This window comes from Ktedonospora formicarum (genome assembly GCF_016587355.1).
Classification (GTDB): domain Bacteria; phylum Chloroflexota; class Ktedonobacteria; order Ktedonobacterales; family Ktedonobacteraceae; genus Ktedonobacter; species Ktedonobacter formicarum.
Genome location: NZ_BNJF01000002.1, coordinates 1,650,737 through 1,668,501, shown reverse-complemented (window position 1 = coordinate 1,668,501; position 17,765 = coordinate 1,650,737). Strand labels below are relative to the sequence as shown.

At 50.1% G+C, this 17,765-nt stretch carries 18 protein-coding genes and 4 pseudogenes; 15 read left to right on the top strand and 7 right to left on the bottom strand.

Going from position 1 to position 17,765, the window contains the following annotated elements:
- From K3T82_RS50070 to K3T82_RS26095, 5 genes and pseudogenes are all read left to right on the top strand, one after another.
- Positions 1–399: pseudogene (locus K3T82_RS50070) on the top strand ((R)-mandelonitrile lyase).
- 50 nt (positions 400–449) lie between these two features.
- Positions 450–1,430: an aldo/keto reductase gene (locus K3T82_RS26110; RefSeq protein WP_220196531.1), complete on the top strand. Its 981-nt coding sequence runs from the start codon at positions 450–452 to the stop codon at positions 1,428–1,430.
- Positions 1,431–1,503: 73 nt separating this feature from the next.
- Positions 1,504–2,469 carry an aldo/keto reductase gene (locus tag K3T82_RS26105; RefSeq protein ID WP_220196463.1) on the top strand — a complete coding sequence of 322 codons (966 nt, stop codon included), beginning with the start codon at positions 1,504–1,506 and terminating at the stop codon, positions 2,467–2,469.
- 32 nt (positions 2,470–2,501) lie between these two features.
- The gene (locus tag K3T82_RS26100; RefSeq protein ID WP_220196462.1) at positions 2,502–3,254 is read left to right on the top strand and encodes an SDR family oxidoreductase; all 753 of its coding nucleotides are present in this window, start codon (positions 2,502–2,504) and stop codon (positions 3,252–3,254) included.
- Positions 3,255–3,265: 11 nt separating this feature from the next.
- The gene (locus tag K3T82_RS26095; RefSeq protein ID WP_220196461.1) at positions 3,266–4,126 is read left to right on the top strand and encodes an aldo/keto reductase; all 861 of its coding nucleotides are present in this window, start codon (positions 3,266–3,268) and stop codon (positions 4,124–4,126) included.
- Between the two features lie 287 nt (positions 4,127–4,413).
- Here the strand turns inward: K3T82_RS26095 and K3T82_RS26090 are convergent, their stop codons facing one another.
- A complete protein-coding gene (locus K3T82_RS26090; protein ID WP_220196460.1) occupies positions 4,414–4,776 on the bottom strand; it encodes a hypothetical protein in 363 nt (120 codons plus the stop codon).
- A gap of 45 nt (positions 4,777–4,821) precedes the next feature.
- On the opposite strand from K3T82_RS26090, the gene K3T82_RS26085 reads away from it, so the two are divergent.
- The 3 genes and pseudogenes from K3T82_RS26085 to K3T82_RS50065 form a co-directional block, all read left to right on the top strand.
- Positions 4,822–5,160, top strand: a complete 339-nt coding sequence (locus tag K3T82_RS26085; protein WP_220196459.1) for a hypothetical protein — start codon at positions 4,822–4,824, stop codon at positions 5,158–5,160.
- A gap of 9 nt (positions 5,161–5,169) precedes the next feature.
- Positions 5,170–5,556: a flavoprotein gene (locus tag K3T82_RS26080; RefSeq protein ID WP_220196458.1), complete on the top strand. Its 387-nt coding sequence runs from the start codon at positions 5,170–5,172 to the stop codon at positions 5,554–5,556.
- 43 nt (positions 5,557–5,599) lie between these two features.
- A pseudogene (locus K3T82_RS50065) lies at positions 5,600–5,740 on the top strand (transposase); the annotation flags it as partial.
- Between the two features lie 160 nt (positions 5,741–5,900).
- Here K3T82_RS50065 and K3T82_RS47885 read toward each other — a convergent pair.
- Positions 5,901–6,152: a hypothetical protein gene (locus tag K3T82_RS47885; protein ID WP_236031544.1), complete on the bottom strand. Its 252-nt coding sequence runs from the start codon at positions 6,150–6,152 to the stop codon at positions 5,901–5,903.
- A gap of 241 nt (positions 6,153–6,393) precedes the next feature.
- Positions 6,394–6,771 carry a winged helix-turn-helix transcriptional regulator gene (locus K3T82_RS26070; protein ID WP_220196456.1) on the bottom strand — a complete coding sequence of 126 codons (378 nt, stop codon included), beginning with the start codon at positions 6,769–6,771 and terminating at the stop codon, positions 6,394–6,396.
- A 134-nt stretch (positions 6,772–6,905) separates the two neighbouring features.
- Between K3T82_RS26070 and K3T82_RS26065 the strand changes: the two genes are divergently transcribed.
- The 4 genes from K3T82_RS26065 (at position 6,906) to K3T82_RS47880 (ending at position 10,122) form a co-directional block, all read left to right on the top strand.
- Positions 6,906–7,505 carry an NADPH-dependent FMN reductase gene (locus K3T82_RS26065; protein WP_220196455.1) on the top strand — a complete coding sequence of 200 codons (600 nt, stop codon included), beginning with the start codon at positions 6,906–6,908 and terminating at the stop codon, positions 7,503–7,505.
- Between the two features lie 237 nt (positions 7,506–7,742).
- Positions 7,743–7,997 (top strand): hypothetical protein, encoded by a 255-nt coding sequence (locus K3T82_RS26060; protein WP_220196454.1) that lies wholly within the window; start codon positions 7,743–7,745, stop codon positions 7,995–7,997.
- Between the two features lie 185 nt (positions 7,998–8,182).
- The gene (locus tag K3T82_RS26055) at positions 8,183–9,784 is read left to right on the top strand and encodes a PAS domain S-box protein (protein WP_236031541.1); all 1,602 of its coding nucleotides are present in this window, start codon (positions 8,183–8,185) and stop codon (positions 9,782–9,784) included.
- 5 nt (positions 9,785–9,789) lie between these two features.
- Complete coding sequence (locus K3T82_RS47880; RefSeq protein WP_236031538.1) at positions 9,790–10,122, top strand: sensor histidine kinase; 333 nt, start codon at positions 9,790–9,792, stop codon at positions 10,120–10,122.
- Positions 10,123–10,218: 96 nt separating this feature from the next.
- On the opposite strand, the pseudogene K3T82_RS26050 reads toward K3T82_RS47880, so the two are convergent.
- Positions 10,219–10,887, bottom strand: a pseudogene (locus K3T82_RS26050) (IS6 family transposase).
- Between the two features lie 45 nt (positions 10,888–10,932).
- On the opposite strand from K3T82_RS26050, the gene K3T82_RS26045 reads away from it, so the two are divergent.
- Entirely contained in the window at positions 10,933–11,187 is a 255-nt protein-coding gene (locus K3T82_RS26045; protein WP_220196453.1) for a hypothetical protein, read from the top strand.
- Between the two features lie 407 nt (positions 11,188–11,594).
- On the opposite strand, the gene K3T82_RS26040 is transcribed toward K3T82_RS26045, so the two are convergent.
- On the bottom strand, positions 11,595–12,794 hold the full coding sequence (locus K3T82_RS26040) for an ATP-binding protein (RefSeq protein WP_220196452.1): 1,200 nt from the start codon (positions 12,792–12,794) through the stop codon (positions 11,595–11,597).
- Positions 12,795–13,913: 1,119 nt separating this feature from the next.
- Here K3T82_RS26040 and K3T82_RS26035 point away from each other — a divergent pair.
- On the top strand, positions 13,914–14,285 hold the full coding sequence (locus tag K3T82_RS26035; RefSeq protein WP_307811171.1) for a UPF0158 family protein: 372 nt from the start codon (positions 13,914–13,916) through the stop codon (positions 14,283–14,285).
- 512 nt (positions 14,286–14,797) lie between these two features.
- On the opposite strand, the gene K3T82_RS26030 is transcribed toward K3T82_RS26035, so the two are convergent.
- A complete protein-coding gene (locus K3T82_RS26030) occupies positions 14,798–15,661 on the bottom strand; it encodes an RNA-guided endonuclease InsQ/TnpB family protein (RefSeq protein ID WP_236031535.1) in 864 nt (287 codons plus the stop codon).
- Positions 15,662–15,858: 197 nt separating this feature from the next.
- Positions 15,859–15,936, bottom strand: a pseudogene (locus K3T82_RS47875) (hypothetical protein); the annotation flags it as partial.
- 426 nt (positions 15,937–16,362) lie between these two features.
- On the opposite strand from K3T82_RS47875, the gene K3T82_RS26020 reads away from it, so the two are divergent.
- Positions 16,363–17,295 carry a CPBP family intramembrane glutamic endopeptidase gene (locus tag K3T82_RS26020; RefSeq protein ID WP_220196450.1) on the top strand — a complete coding sequence of 311 codons (933 nt, stop codon included), beginning with the start codon at positions 16,363–16,365 and terminating at the stop codon, positions 17,293–17,295.
- Positions 17,296–17,765 lie beyond the last annotated feature (470 nt).

Here is a 17,765-nt window from a genome sequence, read left to right as displayed (position 1 = left end):
GTGGATATCACACGAAACGGCTCACATCCTTCTGGCAAAGGACCAACCGAGTATTTTACTGGAGCGGTCCGCATCGATTCCCCATTTGAGGCACCTGATCCGGCCCGTGTAGGTGGTGCAAGAGTCACATTCGAGCCTGGTGCTCGGACCGCATGGCACAGTCACCCCCTCGGCCAGACGCTCATAGTCATAGACGGTCTCGGTCGAGTCCAGCGCTGAGGGGAACCAATCCAGGAGATTCGCCTTGGAGACGTGATTTGGTTTGAACCAGGGGAAAAACATTGGCACGGCGCTGCGCCAACCACGGCTCTCACCCATATCGCCATTGCCGAACGGCTTGATGGAAAAACTGTTGATTGGATGGAGAAGGTCAGCGATGAACACTATCAGGCCGGATAAATAGCGAAGAAATCGTGAGAAAAGACGACTACTAGATGAAAGGGGAAATGATGCAGAAGCGCATACTTGGCAACAGCGGTTTGGAAGTTTCAACTCTCGGGCTCGGTTGTATGGGGATGAGTATCAACTATGGGCCGCCTAGAGACAGGCAGGAAATGATGGCTCTTCTACGAGCCGCTGTGGGTCAAGGTCTGACCTTTTTCGACACGGCTCAGGTCTATGGACCCTTCACCAACGAGGAACTCGTGGGCGAAGCGCTTGCACTCATTCGTGAGCAAGTCGTCATCGCCACAAAATTCGGCTTTCAATTTGGTCCCAACGGTGAACGGTTGGGCCTTTCAAGTCAACCCGAGCACATCAAGCGGAGTGTCGAGGGCTCGCTCAAACGACTCCGAGTCGAAACCATTGATCTGCTCTATCAGCATCGGGTTGATCCAGAGGTGCCCATTGAAGAGGTTGCTGGAGTAGTGAAAGAACTGATCGCAGAAGGGAAAGTGCAGCATTTTGGTCTTTCCGAGGTAGGAGCCCAGACGATTCGTCGAGCGCACGCAGTTCAGCCAGTGACGGCAGTCCAAAACGAATACTCCTTGTGGGCGCGTGACTCGGAAACGGAGGTCTTGCCCATATGCGAAAAACTGGGCATTGGTTTCGTTCCCTGGAGCCCGCTTGGGCAGGGCTTCCTCACTGCAACGATTGATTCTACCAGGACATTCGAGCGATCCGATATTCGGTCTATTTTCCCGCGCTTTACCCAAGAAGCTATGAAAGCCAATCAGGCCCTGGTCGATGTGCTGGTCAGAATCGCAGAACAGAAGCAGGCGACGCCTGCTCAGATCGCGCTAGCCTGGCTCCTCGCTCAGAAACCGTGGATCGTACCTATTCCGGGAACCACCAAACTCTCTCGCCTGAAAGAGAACCTTGCAGCCATTGCCATCGAACTGACATCCAACGATCTCGCTGAAATCGAGAGCGCTACCTCGCAGATCACCGTACAAGGAGCCAGGGGAAATGGACAAGAGCGATTGGTGTGAAGCGAGTTTTGACAGCCATATTTACCCATCTAGGTACTCCCAGGAGCAGTAGATCAAAAGGAGAAAAAACATCATGCAGAAGCGCACACTTGGAAACAGCGATTTGGAAGTTTCGGCCCTCGGGCTCGGCTGTATGCGCATGACCTTTGCAGATAAACCCATTGGAGATAAAGCAGAAATGATCACGTTCCTCCATGAGGCGGTAGAGCATGGCATCGCTTTCTTCGACACCGCTGAGGTCTACGGACCCTTTACCAATGAAGAGTTGGTGGGGGAAGCACTGGCCTCTTTTCGGGGCCAGGTGGTGATCGCTACGAAGTTTGGGTTCCAACTGAATGAGGATGGGAGCCCTGGATGGAGTGGTCTCAATAGTCGCCCAGAGCGCATCAAACAGGTCGCCGAAGCATCCCTCAAGCGCCTCAAGGTCGAGGCCATCGATGTGTTCTATCAACACCGCGTTGATCCGAACGTGCCCATTGAAGACGTCGCGGGAGCGGTGAAGGAGTTGATAGACGCAGGCAAGGTCAAGCATTTTGGATTGTCAGAAGCCCCTGCGGAGATCATCCGGCGCGCGCACGCAGTTCAGCCAGTGACAGCCCTTCAGAGTGAATACTCGCTATGGTGGCGTGCCCCGGAAGAGGATGTGCTGCCAACCTGCGAAGAGCTCGGCATTGGCTTCGTGCCCTATAGTCCGCTTGGTCGGGGATATCTGACGGGCAAGATCGATGAACATACCACCTTCGACAGTTCGGATATTCGCAGCCGCAATCCACGTTTCACACCGGAAGCCATCAAAGCCAATCAGACCGTGATCGATCTGCTGGCTCGCATTGGGGCGCAGAAACAGGCGACACCAGCGCAGATCGCACTGGCCTGGCTCCTCGCTCAGAAGCCATGGATTGTGCCTATTCCGGGCAGTCGCAAGATCGGACGCCTGGAAGAGAACATTGGCGCGGTGCAGGTCGAGCTTACTGACAGTGACCTTCAGGAGATTGATCGTGCCATATCTACCATCTCCGTCCTGGGAGATCGCTACTAAGTGGTTATGATGAGCATGCAAGAAGGATGAAGATGAACGAGAACAAGAATATTATTGGAAAGGTGATTGTCATCACTGGCGCGAGCAGTGGTCTAGGTGAAGCAACTGCCCGGCTACTCTCTGCCCAAGGGGCAACCATCGTACTTGGAGCGAGGCGTATTGAGCGCCTGGAGGCGTTGATCGCAGAACTTCATCATGATGGCGGCAAGGCTCTTGCTCTGCAGACCGATGTAACAGACGCCAATCAGGTGAAACGCCTGGTCGATGCTGCCGTTCAAGCCTATGGACGCATCGACGTGATGCTCAACAATGCTGGACTGATGCCACACTCGCCTCTGGAGCGTCTGAAGATCGACGATTGGAACCGAACTATCGACGTGAATCTCAAGGGCGTGCTCTACGGCATTGCCGCAGCACTGCCATATATGAAGCAGCAACAAATAGGGCACATCATCAATGTCTCCTCAGTGGCCGGTCACAAGGTTCGCCCTGGTAGTGCAGTCTATGCGGCAACCAAGGCAGCCGTCCTGATGATCTCCGAAGGGTTACGCCAGGAAGTCAAACCATACCACATCCGTACGACTGTGATCTCTCCGGGCGCAGTCGCAACGGAACTGCCCAACAGCGTGACCGAGCCGGATATCGCAGCAAATGTGCGCAAACTCTATGAAATGGGAGCTATTCCGGCTGATTCGTTTGCGCGAGCCGTTGCCTTTGCTATGAGCCAACCCGACGACGTGGACATTAATGAAATCTTGTTCCGGCCCACCAGCCAGGAACTGTAAGGAAAACAAACATGTCAGCTATTCCATCAATTACGCTCAATAATGGGGTGAAGATGCCTCTCTTGGGCTTTGGCGTTTTCCAGATGCAGGACGCCGAAGAATGCGAACGGAGCGTTTACGATGCCATTCGTACTGGCTATCGCCTGATTGATACGGCAGCCTCCTATGGAAATGAAGAGGCTGTTGGCAAAGCCATTAAGCGGAGCGGTGTGCCCCGAGAAGAGCTGTTCATCACCACCAAGCTCTGGATTCCAGATGCTGGGGACGAACGCACGAGGGCAGCCTTTGAACGATCATTACAGCGGTTACAACTCGAATATCTGGATCTCTATCTGATTCATCAACCCTTTGGGGATGTGTATGGCGCGTGGCGTGTGATGGAGACGTTACAGCAGGAAGGCCGGATACGCGCCATAGGGGTCAGCAACTTCCTTCCTGACCGGCTGATGGATCTGATCATGCATCATCAGATGGTTCCTGCCGTCAATCAGATTGAAACCCATCCGTTCAATCAGCAAATCGAAACCCAAGCATTCTTACAGGAAAACCACGTTCAGATCGAATCCTGGGGACCGTTTGCGGAGGGCAAACACAACATTTTCGAGCATGAGTTGCTGCGTTCCATCGCAAGCAAATATCAGAAAACAGTGGGGCAAGTCATTCTGCGCTGGCTGACTCAAAGAGGAGTCGTCGCAATTCCCAAATCAGTTCGCCAGGAACGAATCGTAGAAAACTTCACCATCTTCGATTTTGATCTGAGCCCAGAAGATATGGCCGCGATAAGGGTGCTGGATACCAAAGCCAGTAGTTTCTTTGATCACCGTGACCCCAACGTCGTGAAGAGGTTGAGCAAAGCAACACGTCGGACCTAAACGGATGGCAGGCTGTGTGCATCTGGTCTGAAGGGCGCGAAACCGGATGCGCGAGAGGAAGGAGAAGAGGTTAGATCCTGAGTGCTCAGAGATACTCCCTTCTTGCGGCGGTTGCATTCGCATTGGAATTGCGTGGACCACACTTCCACCCATTGCTTGTGCGCCTCCTTGTGCCAAATGCTCACCATCTTGATCAACAGCTTGGACTGGCATGCCACAGAGCCTGCCATTCGGCCAGGAACAGGAGCATGCAATAATGCTCCTGTTCCTGGCCGAATGAGTTTTGCTCACTCCAATTTTTGGACCTTGAGGGAGTGTGGACCAAGAATCGTTTCAAGGGCTGTATGCAATTGCAGAGTATATTTCACGGTATTCTCGCCTGGGGTCAGGCGCACCTCCCACTCACCACTGGTCACGAGAATATCGTATTGGTCACGCCCTGGATGGGCCTGAAGACGCTGGCGAAGTTCCTGCACTTTCATAATGTCATTCGAGATAGACACCTCATCGGTTCCACTCCGAACAAGAGTGAGCCAGAGATGATGCCGCTCACGGTTCATTTCCTCTTCCACCGCCTGCACGGGCATGATGCTGCTACAGAGCAAGTTGGGCTCGTCATTGCGGATCTGGACCTCTCCTCGTAGAATCACTACCGCCTCTTCCACCATTGCTCACCGGGGCTGAGTGCTTCGCGTGTGGCGGGATACGAAGGGGCTTGTTTTGTACGGCTTCACCAACCACGCCGTGCGCTCCTTGCTTTGCATCAGGCGCTTTCTCAGCTTGATGTAAAGGCATTGCGTCAGCAATCCACTCTTTTGACTGATATGGGTATTGCCTATGCTCAACAGGGAAATACCCAAAAAGCGTATGATTTAGCGAGCCAGGCACTTTCGATCACCCAACAGACGAAATCACGATCTGTCTTAGAACGCGTTCATATGATCTGTACAGAACTGCAAGCTCAGAAAGCTACGAACGCAGCATACGATTTAGAGCAGCATATGAGCACCACTCTCACCCTCATGACCCTATAAGGAGAGCGCATGATAGAAAGTTTGCAGGTGCTCTATCTTATGGTCTGTGCGGCCCCTCCTGCGCAACAAACACTCCATGTTGTTACTCCGCTTCTTGAAACGGGTTGGAATGTGTGTGTGCTTGCAACGCCTCAAGCCAGCCGCTGGATTGATCAATCGGCCTTAGAAGTTGCAACAGGGCATATTGTGCGAACAGACTATAAATTACCTGGAGAGGCTGATCCTCTTCCCAAAGCAGATGCTATCTTGGTCATGCCTGCCACTTTCAATACGATCAATAAGTGGGCGCAAGGTATTGGCGATACGCTGGTCGCAAGTATTTTGTGCGAAGTACTTGGGAGATGGACGCCACCAGTCGTTGTTGTTCCTTGTCTCAAAATGGTGTCCAGTCTATGATAAACTAAACAAGTAAATAAGGAACAGGGAAGGACTGGACGAGATGGAAAGAAAAAGCTACACAGCGGAGTTTAAAACCAAAGTTGTTTTAGAAAGCCTCCAACGGGATACGACGCTGGAGCAGGTGTGTCAGCGCTTTGGCGTCTCCAAATCGATGGTCCATCGGTGGCGCAACAAATTCCAAGAAAAAGCGCCGACACTCTTTACGGATAAGCGTAACCCCTCACAGAAAGCGATAAACCAAGGCTACAAGCCGGGAGAGTCACCAGATGAGCTGAAAAAGATCATTGGAGAGCTCACCGTCCAGAATGAAATTCTAAAAAAGTACAGGGGCTCTTGGGCAACTAAAACCGGCGCAGAAGGTAGAACTGGCCTACCAACTGAGTCAGCCTCATGGCCCCTACTCCAAGAGCCAGGTCGCGCGAGCTTTGCATGTGGGGCGAGCCACGCTCTATTGGCCCTCCAAGCAGGCGCAAAAAGATCGGCAAGTGGCTCTCGCCATCGAGCAGTGGCATGAAATGGATGATACGCTTGGCCACCGCAAACTGGCTGCCCTGCTGTGCATGGGAAAAAATCGCGTGCGCCGTGTCATGCACAAATCAGGCAAATATCTACAGTGCCCCTTATGGTAAAGTAGGTTCACAAAACTGTCCATTTTGGGACGACATGCCGCATATCTCTATTGAGGGGCAGGTGTTCGCTTGCTATACGCAAGGAGAACACCACCAGAAGAAACATTCCGTCTAATGTCACAGACAAACAGCCTGGAAACCTGCCATCTGCGGACATGAAGCATATAGTCCCAAAACCTCAAATGGACAGCAGTCCTCTACCAGTTCACTTGGCCTCTTCCTCAAGCATAGGGAACTCGACAGCGTGGGTCTGGGCCCACTCGATAAGCGCACATAGCGTTGGAAGCAGTGTTTGAGCCAGCGCTGTAAGTGCGTACTCGACACGCGGAGGCACAGTCGGGTAGACTGTCCGTGTGACAAAGCATTGTTTTTCTAGCCGCTGCAGCGTTTGACTGAGCATCTTGTGTGAGATCCCACTCACATCGCGCTTCAATTGGCTGTAGTGCCTGGGTCCATCCGCCAGGGCCACAATCACCAGCATAGTCCACTTGTCGGCAATCAGGTCGAGCAAGCGCCGGGATGGGCAGCGCGTACTCCACACATCAGATCCAGCAATCTTTCTAAACAATTCCCCTGTTTCCATGGCACTCACCTTCTGGTAAGTCATGCACATAAAAGTGCGTTCTTGTCCCAAAGCTTTTGCTCTCTTATAGTGAGTATAGCACAAATAGAGAGTTATGATTCTGCTAACTCATTCTACAAACAAGAGGAGAAAAAATGAGTACTAATCCCCATATTTTGGTGGTTTTTGGGAGTACGCGGCAAGGACGTAGAGGTGAAGTCGTGGCAAACTGGCTTATGGATCGCCTCGCATTGCGCACCGATGCCACATATGAGTTGGTTGATCTTCGTGATGTCTCCCTTCCTTTCTTTGACTCCCCTGACTCGCCAGTGTATGGACATATCGCGCCTGAAGCTGAGCAGTGGGCAGCGCAGGTTGAGCAGGCCGATGGCTTTATCTTTGTGACCCCCGAGTACAATCATGGCTATTCGGCAGTTCTCAAGAACGCCATTGACCATCTGTACTCTCAGTGGGCCCATAAACCTGCTGCTATTGTCAGCTATGGTGGCTTCGCAGCAGGTTATCGAGCAGCGGAACAGTTGCGCCAAGTCCTCATCGAGCTCAAAATGGTCCCTATCCGCGAGCAAATGGGCGTCTCTCTGGTCCCGAACTGGGTTCCCAGCATCTCTGATGCGTCTGATTCGCCAAGTGGAGCATTTCTCAACCGGTCTTTCAATGGCATGATGACCGAATTGCTATGGTGGGCTACCACCCTCATCCCGGCTCGCGAACGTGATCGGCTGTCTCAAGACTAACAAGGCATTCGAGCACGATCAGCTCAGGGGTGCCGGTGTCATCAGGGGCTATAGAATGGTTGAGCATGAGCAGGCTCCCTCTGACAGCCACCATCTGCACAGCTAAGCCGAGATCCATTTCTTCCACATGGAGCAATAAGTCACACTGGTGCAACAAACGATTTGTTGCACCAAATTTTTTTACGCTCTTCTTTTGAAAAATTTTGCAACATTCACTCGTACGAAGAAAAAAGATAAATGAAAGCCCCTCTTTTTGTCAGAATGCTCAGCCCAGACGAACAGGCGAAAATCGAAGCAGGATTGCGCTCATGTGATGCCTTTACCCTAAGCATTCAGGCAACATTTGGTGGGCTTGGAAGAGAAACACAGACACATGCAAAAGCAGAAACGGAAGCAGTATACACAGGCTCAGTTTACACATCCAACAGAGCGAGCGATGCTGCTTGGCATCACACTTTTTTACTGATGGGAGTATGGCTCACTGATTTTTGATCTGGACTATAACGAGAATGGGGAAAGAAAAAGAGAAGGCATGAGTATATATCGCGAGTCCTCACTATCGAGAGTACTGTGTTGTCTTCCACAATAAGCACGCTCGTATATGCTTTGATCTTTGTAGGTCTCTGAAGAGATCGTGCCTGCCTTGAACAAGACAGGCGAGGAGCAAAGACGAACCCATGTCTTTGTCAGAGCCACAGTTTCATCGCGAAGAAAAAAGTCTATCGTCACCCGAACTTGTTACGTGTGCCTCTTGGTTGCAGGCTCTCGCGCACGATTGTGCCGACATCTTTTGGATGCTGACGCCAACAGGAGAGATGTACGACAGCAGTTCGAGTTGGCATGCCTTTACCGGGCAGCAGGAGCAGGATTGTCGTGGCAAGGGGTGGCTCGATACATTCCATCCAGCCGATCAACAGCAGGGAGTAGAAGCACTTACCCAAGCAGTTGTCTCTGGTCGCCCTCAAGAAGCAACAATCCACATCCTTCGAGATCATGATACCTATCACCTGATTTCCCTGCGCTTTGTTCCTGTGCCTGGGGCTTTTGGTGAGGTCAGCGGGGTATTTGCCTACGGTAGGGATCTTACCAAGCAGGAACAGATCGAGCAGATGAGTGACATGCAAATCCAGCTCGCCTTAAAAGCATCCAGGGTGGGTATGTGGGATTGGGACCTCACGACGGGTCAGCTCATGTGGACGAATCAAAAGAAAGCCCTTTTTGGCTGGCCGCCAGAGACACCCATCAGCTATGAGCGTTTCCTCAATGCAGTCCACCCTGATGATCGTGAGCATGTCCACCAACGCAATGTGCGTTCCATCGCTGAGCAGCAGGAATATTGTAAGGACTACCGCACGATTTGGCCTGATGGGAGCATACATTGGCTCTCAGACCGAGCGCGTGGCATCGCTGATGCCTCCGGAAAGGTCGTTCACATCGTGGGAGCTACGCTCGATATTACCGAGCTGAAACAGACGGAGGAACAACTCCAGGAAGCCCATCAACAGGTCTCCACCATCCTTGAAAGTATTACGGATGCGTTTGTGCATGTGGACTCGCAGTGGCATTTTACCTACGTGAATCGATGGATGGAAGACTTTTTAGGAAGAAACCGAGAAGCATTAGTAGGCCGGTGTCTGTGGGACGTTTTACCGGATCTGCTTGGAACCCCTTTTGAACATTTCTATCGTCGAGCAATGGCAACGCATCAAGCCCTCCATTTTGAGGCGCGCCGTCCCATCACCCAGCAATGGCTTGATGTGCATGTGTATCCTTCACAGGATGGACTCGCGATTGCTCTACAGAACATCACTGAGCGCAAGCAGATGGAAGAAGCCCTGCAAGAGAGTGAAGCGCGCTTTCATCGGCTTGTGGAGTCCAACATTATTAGTGTCATGATGGCTGACCCGGAGGGAAATGTACATGAAGCCAATGATGCCTTTCTCTCCCTGCTGGGGTATACACGGGAGGATATGGCAGCGGGACTCATCCAGTGGAAGACCATTACGGCTCCAGAAGTTCAGGCGCGAGACCGGAAGGCGATGGAGGAAGTGATGAGGGTGGGGGTTGCTCAGCCTTATGAGAAAGAGTATGTGACGAAAGACGGCAAGCGTGTGCCGGTGCTCATTGGGCGCGTACTCTTTCGCTGGGGAGACACCTTGCCGTTGTTTATCAATGTGGTCCTGGATTTGACCGCTTCGAAAGAGCTTGAGCGACAAAAAGATCTCTTTCTTGGGATGACTGGTCATGAACTGAAGAATCCACTGGCCGCACTGAGATGAACTATGTGACCAATGCGCTCCGGTATTCACCGGCCAATCAACCAGTCGTTATTGGGCTGGATTGTGAGGATGGTGTTGCCCGTGTCTGGGTGCGCGATCAAGGGCCAGGTCTCTCGCAAGAAGCCCAGAAGGACATCTGGCAACGCTTTCACCAGGTCAAGAGTGTCCCTGTACAGAGTGGTTCTGAGAAAGGGTTGGGCCTGGGCTTATACATCTGTCAGATGCTTATTGAGCAACATCAGGGAGCAGTGGGCGTCGAAAGTACTCCTGGGGAAGGCTCAACCTTCTGGTTTACCCTGCCTCTCGTCAGAGAACCGCCTGCGCATAATTGCTGCTGAGGGTATTGTCAACTTAACCAGAAAAAAGAAGCATATTGCTGAGGTATGGCGAAGAAAGATGCAGATGGGTCATGAAAAATGGAGGGATACCGATGGTTATGCGACTTGTTTTGCTCCAGTCGCTTCATTCCATGTTTGCAATCGGTCCTGGAAAAGGGGACGATATTCCCCGGCAGTCAAACAGTGACGTCGCGGTTGGAAATGGCCTGCAATAGGGCCAAATGCAAAGAGAAAGCGTTGGACCTGTTTGGCTGATTTGAACCGTCGCATCTTCTTTTCGCGCAACCATGTGGGTTGGTGTGAGTTTTCCGCTCGATTGTTCAATCGTTTGTGTTGGCGATGCTCTACACCAGGCAGGGTCTCACGTTTCGCTGCTCCATAACTCTTCAGTTTATCTGTAATGATCACACGCGGGATGTACTGGTGCCCTTTGAGTAGCTTTCGAAAGAAGCGTTTCGCCGCTTGTTTGTTCCGTTGGCTTTGCACCAGAATATCCAGCACTTTGCCATCCTGATCTACCGCTCGCCATAAGCAGTGCGTTTTTCCATTGATCTTCAGGCAGACTTCATCCATGTGCCATGTGTCACCACAACGAGGGCAGCGACGGCACAGTTCATTCGCGTACATCTGACCAAACTTTGAACACCACTGGCGCACGGTTTCATAGGTGACAATGATCCCTCACTGTGCCAGGAGTTCTTCGACATCGTGGAAACTGATCGAGAAAAGAAAATAGAGCCACACAGTATGGCTGATAATCTCGATGGAAAACGAAAACCTGTATAGTCGGAAGCAGGAGCGTTTGTTTTCATGGGGCTATTTAGCATAGTGTTCGGGTCTATCCCCAAGTTGACAATAACCCTTATAGATAGTGCTTGGGATGGAGGTGTTATCTACGCACTGCGGCATCCCTTTCTCAACACGTTTATAGATGTCTTCGGTTCACATGCTCTCCTGCTTGTAGATTTTGATGTGACCCATTTCTTTACACTTTTCTCCTATCGTGGTGGAGCATTTAATCAATTCGATGATAGTCCTCTTTTCTTGTTGCTACAACGCTACTAGGGTCTGGATGCGATTATGAAGCAGACAGTTTCTCTCTCGAAGAAGGAGAAGAAGTGTGAAAGGTATCAACAAATATTGATCGACAATTCGACTATAAACCAAATTTGACACCAATTGAGACATCAAAGACGATCAACAACAGAGGAAATCATTAGACAAACTTCGATAAACAGAATTCTCGGAGCCGCTTTATAAGCCTATGAAATCAGGCATAGAGCCAGCCAAAAATAGGCCGTGGCGTAGTTCAACTCTCCCCATCTACACTACAAGAAGACGAGAAGTAGAATAGATAAACTAACTTCTTGCCTTCTTAATACATATCAATGTCAAGCAGATAATACTGAAAATGGCTCCAGTACACTCTGTTCCTCGTTAGAGGTACACGGAAAGAGAAAATCAAGCCACTTTCACTTATAAATCATGACAGGAAATTGAGCAAAGAGAGTAACACCTTCATCTTGAGAGGACTCTGCCCAAACTTTCCCTCTATGTCGCTCGATAATTCCCTTCGTGATTGTAAGGCCAAGGCCCCATCCTGGAAGAGAGGCATTTTCCACCTCAGATGTTCGATAAAAAGGTTCAAACAGATATGCTAATTGCGTTGGGGAAAGCGCAGAAGCATCGTTATGGATATAAAGCACGACATGCTTCTCATCTGCGTATCCACCTATAGTGACAACAGAGTTGTGCGGTGAATACATCATCGCATTGCTTATTAACCGCGTAAGAGCTGGGGTAAGAAGATTCTTGTCAGCCATAATCAAAATAGGAGTCTCTGGAAAAGAAAACTCAACGAGATGTTCTGAGGGCGTTTGTTGCTCTTTGAGCACGTCATGGCAAAGACTTTCAAGATCACAGGGAGTTAAATTTAAAGGAACCTGCTCTAGCTGTACACGGGACAGATACAATAGGCTTTCAAGTAATGCTCGTTGCTGATTTGCCCGTGCTTTAACCACTTGAATATACTTCCGTACTGCTGCCCAGTTTTCTGGCGTCTCCCCTGTTTTCTGCAAACGAGAAGAGATCAGTTGTGTCCGACCGAGAATAGTCGTGAGCGGTGTCCGAAGCTCGTGTGCTGCCCGCGTGAAAACATAATCTTTCAAGGCATTGGCTTGTTCAAGCTGTTGATTCATTTGTAAAATACTTTGATTGGTTGCATCCAGATTCTTATGAACACAATAGAGATTCAGATGAGAACGTTCTAGGCGAATGACTATTGCTAGGGTTAGAACCAAGAGAAGGATAAAAGGCCCAAGGATGACGATGTCTCTTAGAATGTTAGTAGTCAGGAGGCCAGGAACAATAAATGCAAAGACAACAATCATCCCAAGCACAAGAGCAACTAACGCAGGCCCTGCTCCCCATACCAAGGCAACAAGAATGGCAGTGAGAGAATAAGGAAACCCAACGATATAGGGAATTTCTGGAGAAATATATTTATTGAGCAATTCCACGACAATGAGAATACAAATAAGAAGAATTGAAACTATATACCCAAATACATAAGAGTGCCGAAAATCTTGGTACTGTGCAATGAATTGACATTGTCTTCGCTTGCTTTGTGATAACTTTTCGCGCGAAGCATCACCTGGACGTGCCTGAAACATACAAAGTCTCTTTTCTAATATCAGATACCTACTTTTACTTCACGTTGAAAACGCAAACGAGATAAGACAACCCTCTCATTCTCATATTCTAAAGGTTGACCAAAGCCCTGTAGTAAAGAGATATTTATTGAGCGAATTACATGTAGGATTAGTCGATACGTTCATAATAATAAAATGGTTCATATACTAACCAATTTAAATATCTCTTTCTACATCAAACCTGGCACCAATTGAGACACCAAAATAGAACAACAAGTACAGCATTTAGTACAGCGACATCGGCAAACTTCTACAAGAAAATACCAACACCGACAAATAGAGAGGCTAGATTTCAAGCATCAAGAGGATAACAACAAACACCCACAAACAAACCGGACCGCATCTCTCCTTCGGCACTCGCAAGACATTAACCGCTGTAGCAACGACTGTAGCAAAACGCACCAATTTATACATGGGATTGCAACAGGTCGAAGAATTGCTATGGGTCTACTGGTCCTTTTGTTCTAAAGAGGGGATACGGCCCGTTTGGGATTGCTCCAAGTAAAAGACGACTCTAAAGACATTTGCGAGATGTGGAGATATTTCAGCAAGCAAGAGATTCTTGCTCAAAAGGAAACATTTGTGAAATTGGTAGACCTTTCAGCAGATCGTAGACTCTTTGGAATGATTCCATTCCCTTTCCTCTTTTTCCTTCTTATGAGGCACCTCTTCAGTGAGCAATGGAAAGAAGGAAGAGACAAGTGAGTCAGGGTGAGAAGGACGAAGATGCGCAGGTTCACCTCTCCATTCCTCTCGCCATACGCTCCTAGAGCGTGATCTCTAATAGCTCTGCCAGGTCTTTTGTCAATCTTTCTAGGTCCTGAACACCTTTGGGTGACATCAGATGACTTCTGCTCTTAATATACTATGAGCTTGGAGCAATGACAAAAGGCGCGCTGAGTTGTATTGTGTACGAACTCTCTGTAGGAAAGAGCCTATGCTATACTCCATTCAGGTATACCAAAGAAAAAGCGAGCAAAGGACACTGGCTGCTATGTGGAAACTACCGAATGGCAAACACATCGATGAAGATATGCTTGAGGTTGCGATGCAAGATGCAAGCGGGGGTATTCCTATTATTTGAATACGCAAACGGGCGAAGTCATCTTCATTTCAGTCTTGGATTCGATATACGACGAGCAAGATGCGCAGCCAGAAGACATAGAGGAGAACGACGACATCTATCTGCCTATTGAAAGTATCCCATCTAGGGAGGCATATCTCTGGATGCGAGCGTTTGTTGATCAACTGGTTGCTCCACAAAATGAGCAGGCTGCTGAAAAACTTTCTCTTGCATTAATGGGAAAAGGGGCATTCAGACGATTTAAGGCAGTCCTATCGAGCATGGGCGAAACGTGGATACAGGCATGGTATCAGTGGAGGGATGAACGTCTCTATGAAGCGATAAAGGCGTGGCTTATGGGCTTGCCGTTTCCCATTATTCAAGAATAAAGGGCCTGTCATTCAACATATGCCCGAAGTTGGGTGATTCTTTTTGGTGAGGTGCTTTGATTTTTTCTCCTCAAAGTACACAATTGATGATTTGGAGATAGCTGTCCACCAACATCTCTCTCTACTGCGTGCTCATTACAAGCCATTTCATCCATATTTTCGTCTGGAGGTCTGTGGTTGTCTACTGGCGTAGCTGTCAAGCGTGGCTATCACACCCAGAGATCGTGATGAGCTGTCAATTGTTCTCTCTATTTCTCGGCAATTCTCTCATAAATTGTCTCCTCAGGCCATTGCACCACGCTTCTCCAATGTGACAAAAAACCTGTTCGTGACATCAATCGGCCACCTTGCGCCTACCGTTCTCCGAAACTTACCCAAACATGGACAGTCCACATTTCGTGTTCGGTTCCTGCTTCAACCCTCGAGGGGTACAACGCAGATTGCAAGCGTTTCGCTTGTCTTACACCTGCTCCACAGGCGTCACTTCCCGCAGAACTTGCGGTACGCCACGTTCATTGTGCCAACGCCGCGAGATTGTTGGCGGCATTGGCATCTCGGTCTTGCACGCTTCCACACTCCAGGCAGACAAAGACTCGATCTGAAAGGGTGAGCGCCTCATTGATCCAGCCACACCACGAACAGGTTTTTGAAGAGGGTTCCCAGCGGGAGGCCAGCAGCACCTTCACCCCTGCCTGTTCGGCTTTGTAGAGCATCTGCCGCTTGAACTCGTACATGCCCACATCCGCAATCGCTCGAGCCAGCCTGCGGTTCTTGAGCATACCTGCAATATTCAAATCCTCTAAGACGATCACACGCGGCCGCTCTTGATCGGGCTTGGTTCTCGCCACGATCTGGGCGATTGCTTGGTGCAAAGCGTCTTGGCGCACGTTGGCGATCCGAGCGTGCATCCGTGAGAGGCGCAGCTTGGCTTTCTGGCGATTGCGTGATCCTTTGGCCTTGCGACTCTGGCGCCGCGAGAGGCGTTTTAACATCGTGATCTTCTTGCGCAGTGCCTTGGGATTCTCGAAGGTGCGTCCATCAGAGAGGGTCGCCAGCCACTTAATCCCCAGGTCAACCCCAATGACGTCACCTGTGGCTCTCTGGGGGTCTTTCGCTTCCCCTGCTTGCTCGTGCACACAGATGGAGACATACCACCTGCCTGTTTGCTCACGGATGGTCGCACTGCTGATCTTGCCGCCCAGAGGGAAATAGCCGTGCTCTTTGAGTCGGAGCATTCCCAAACGAGGCAATTGGATGGCACCCGCAGACACCCGAATGCTCCCGGTGAAGCGGGCACCACCGATGGCCTTCTTCCGGCTTTTGAAGCGGGGATAGCCACACGAGCCTTTCCATGCCCCCCCTTTTTGAGCCGGCACTTGCGAAAGAAGTGCTTGAAGGCGGCATCCAGGTCACGCAAAGCCTCTTGGAAGGCGCACTTGCTGACCTCGCGCATCCAAGGCTCAGAGGGCTTGAGAGCATTGATCTCGCGATGCAGATCGATGGCGGTGGGCGTTTTCTGCCCAGCTTTGTAGGCCTCTTGTTTGCGGCGAAGACCGTAATTGAAGGCCCAGCGAGCGGCTCCAGCATGTTTACGGCAGAGCGTCTTTTGCCGATTATTGAGGTCAAGTTCTCCCCGATACCCACGGATCATCCGGTTGCGCTTCCTCCCTCTGTGTCGTAAGTAGAACAAATATACCAGAAAAACACAGCTTTGGCAAGAGGAAGAGATGTCACTATTTGCCTACACCTATCTAAAGAAATAAAAACGAATTATGACCCTTTCCTCCATGAGAAAAGAGCGATTTTTCCAATGGTCACCCCCCTTCTACTCGTCTCTCTCAATTCTGCCAGGACACATGAATGGCACAGAAGCATCTTCTGGAAGAGCCTACTATTCGCTGAAAGGTCTACCAATTTCACCTGGGAGAACGTCTGAAATGACAAAATGCATTACTTTCGTAACATTTTTGACATACTTCAGAAACAGCCATGAGAGATATTATCTGTGGAAACAAAAACACAGGAGGATTGTAGAGATACAATGCAAGCAAACCTAAAAGAACAACAGAAGAATAACATGCAAATAAGTCTAAAAGAACAGGGGGAAAATGAGAGGAAGAAGCGGTTTCGGGTCTGGAAATCCCATCCACTCGTCGCTTACTTTGTATTGACCTACGCTCTCTCATGGCTCTTGCTGGGTCTGGTAGCTCTCTCTGCTCACGGCTTCCTCTCTCTCCCATCCAGTCTCATCTTTCCCCTCACGTTTGTGGGCAGTATTGGACCGCTCCCTGCTGCTTTATTGGTTACAGCGATAACCGCTGGCAAGGAAGGGATGCGCGCCTTTTTCCGCCAATTGTTCATCTGGCGAGTCAACCCCTGGTGGTATCTCGTGGTGCTCTTCGAACCGGCCCTTGTGACATGCATTGCCCTGGTGGCAACATCTTTTCTAGGAGGGCCTACTTTCGATTTCGCCCATCCTCCAGTGGTCCAGCAACCTCCTCTTCCTCTTCCCGCCGGCATCAATCCCTGGCTTCTGATCGTCCCATTGTTTCTTCTCGGCGGTCTGCTTGGTGGTCCAGCGGGGGAGGAACCAGGATGGCGCGGATTTGCCCTGCCAAAGCTCCAGGATCGGTACGGTGCCTTGGGAGCAAGCCTCATCCTTGGTGTCTTGTGGACAGTGTGGCACCTTCCATTCTACTTCATACCAGGAACGTCTCAATCCACTACTCCGTTCTTCGTCTTCGCGCTCGGCACTCTTGCGAACAGCATTCTGTTTACCTGGGTTTACAATCACACACGAGGGAGTGTCTTGATGACATTTTTGTTCCACAATGCACTCAACATCACTGCCCTCTATCTCCCTCTTTCGCTTTGGGAGCATTGGCAAGGGGTGGTAGCACAATGCCTTGTGGCATTGGTGGTGATCATCGTTGCTGGTCCAGCACACCTCTCTCGGCGATCATCTTCTGGGCAAACACCTTCATCTGAACTATCTCCGAAAAACGAATGAGAGAACAGAGCCAAAAACTGGTCAGATAGGATGTTATTCCTGCCACTTTGGCAAATGTCATCTCTCCCATCCTTTGGGGTGCTGTCAATTGGGGCAAGAGCAATGCCTCTTTTCCTTGGCATTGCTCTTGCCTTTTTCCCCCAACCTTAAAATTCGGGGCATCTCATGTCATTGCTTCCCAGGGGTCTTGTGTTTGGTAGGAATTTGGAATTCCTCGAATCACTTCGAGGGTTTCCGGCTTCGTTGAGGCTTCCCTGGTTTGGTTTTCACCGCGCTGGGTCTTACAGCCTCTCTACAGGCGAACGCCGTGGAACTCACGACGTGAACATTCTGAGCAGCAATAACCTCATGTGCAAGTTTTCGCGAATGAAGTCACATCGTCCACCGTACCCAAGGCAAACATTTAAGTGATAGTGATCATACCCTTTGGTAGACTCTTCCGCGTAATGGATCGCTTCCTGAACATCCAG

Excerpts from the sequence above, each read along its gene's own strand:
- K3T82_RS26110 (WP_220196531.1), top strand. The coding sequence starts at position 450 with ATGCAGAAGCGCATACTTGGCAACAGCGGTTTGGAAGTTTCAACTCTC.
- K3T82_RS26105 (WP_220196463.1), top strand. The coding sequence starts at position 1,504 with ATGCAGAAGCGCACACTTGGAAACAGCGATTTGGAAGTTTCGGCCCTC.
- K3T82_RS26100 (WP_220196462.1), top strand. The coding sequence starts at position 2,502 with ATGAACGAGAACAAGAATATTATTGGAAAGGTGATTGTCATCACTGGC.
- K3T82_RS26095 (WP_220196461.1), top strand. The coding sequence starts at position 3,266 with ATGTCAGCTATTCCATCAATTACGCTCAATAATGGGGTGAAGATGCCT.
- K3T82_RS26080 (WP_220196458.1), top strand. The coding sequence starts at position 5,170 with ATGATAGAAAGTTTGCAGGTGCTCTATCTTATGGTCTGTGCGGCCCCT.
- K3T82_RS26070 (WP_220196456.1), bottom strand. The coding sequence starts at position 6,771 with ATGGAAACAGGGGAATTGTTTAGAAAGATTGCTGGATCTGATGTGTGG.
- K3T82_RS26065 (WP_220196455.1), top strand. The coding sequence starts at position 6,906 with ATGAGTACTAATCCCCATATTTTGGTGGTTTTTGGGAGTACGCGGCAA.
- K3T82_RS26060 (WP_220196454.1), top strand. The coding sequence starts at position 7,743 with ATGAAAGCCCCTCTTTTTGTCAGAATGCTCAGCCCAGACGAACAGGCG.
- K3T82_RS26055 (WP_236031541.1), top strand. The coding sequence starts at position 8,183 with ATGTCTTTGTCAGAGCCACAGTTTCATCGCGAAGAAAAAAGTCTATCG.
- K3T82_RS26045 (WP_220196453.1), top strand. The coding sequence starts at position 10,933 with ATGGGGCTATTTAGCATAGTGTTCGGGTCTATCCCCAAGTTGACAATA.
- K3T82_RS26040 (WP_220196452.1), bottom strand. The coding sequence starts at position 12,794 with ATGTTTCAGGCACGTCCAGGTGATGCTTCGCGCGAAAAGTTATCACAA.
- K3T82_RS26020 (WP_220196450.1), top strand. The coding sequence starts at position 16,363 with ATGCAAATAAGTCTAAAAGAACAGGGGGAAAATGAGAGGAAGAAGCGG.